This window comes from Streptomyces millisiae, assembly GCF_031845425.1.
Taxonomy (GTDB): domain Bacteria; phylum Actinomycetota; class Actinomycetes; order Streptomycetales; family Streptomycetaceae; genus Streptomyces; species Streptomyces millisiae.
This window is the reverse complement of sequence record NZ_JAVREM010000201.1, coordinates 1-567: the sequence shown is the minus strand read 5'-3', so window position 1 is coordinate 567 and position 567 is coordinate 1. Positions and strand designations below refer to the sequence as shown.

General features: G+C 63.5%; 1 protein-coding gene. It reads left to right on the top strand.

From position 1 onward, the window contains the following. Nucleotides 1-28 precede the first annotated feature (28 nt). Nucleotides 29-567 (top strand): hypothetical protein (locus tag RNC47_RS36215; protein ID WP_311605112.1); only part of this gene is annotated, 539 nt, incomplete at its 3' end.

The following is a 567-nucleotide window of genomic DNA, read 5'->3' as shown; positions in this document are numbered from 1 at the left end:
CCGCTGGATTGCGTCAGTGGCGGGACTGATGGAAGAGCAGTGGATGGCCAGCCCGGTGGTGTTGCGGGTCGACAGCGAATTTGCCGGCGCCCTGATGAACTCCAATACCGACGTCGAGTTGGTCCCTGATTGGCTGCAGCGGTTCCCGTTCAACGCGGTGGCCTACAGCCTTGCCGAACCAATCTCGTTGCACGATGGACGCCGTTTGTGTCACTACAGCGGGATGATCGCCGCCGGGATCAACTCCACCCGAGTCGGCACGATGACACCGCGGCCGCAGAGCTCGCCGTCAAAGGCCATCATGTCGGAGGGATCTCAGTTCGCCCACTATCTCAATAGTCCTGCCGCCCAAGGTGTGCGGTGCCTGTGGGTCTTCAAGGAGGACGGTGACCCCAGCCCGCAACTGCAGACGGTCAGCCTGCCGTTGCGCGGGCCCCTGGCCCGCCAAGGCGGCACCCTGGCCGGTCTCATCGACGCACAGATCACTTTGGCCCAAGATGCCGGGCGCTCCGGCGGAACAGAACTTCCCGTCCTGATCCCACTGTCGCTGTCGTTGCTGCTTTACAC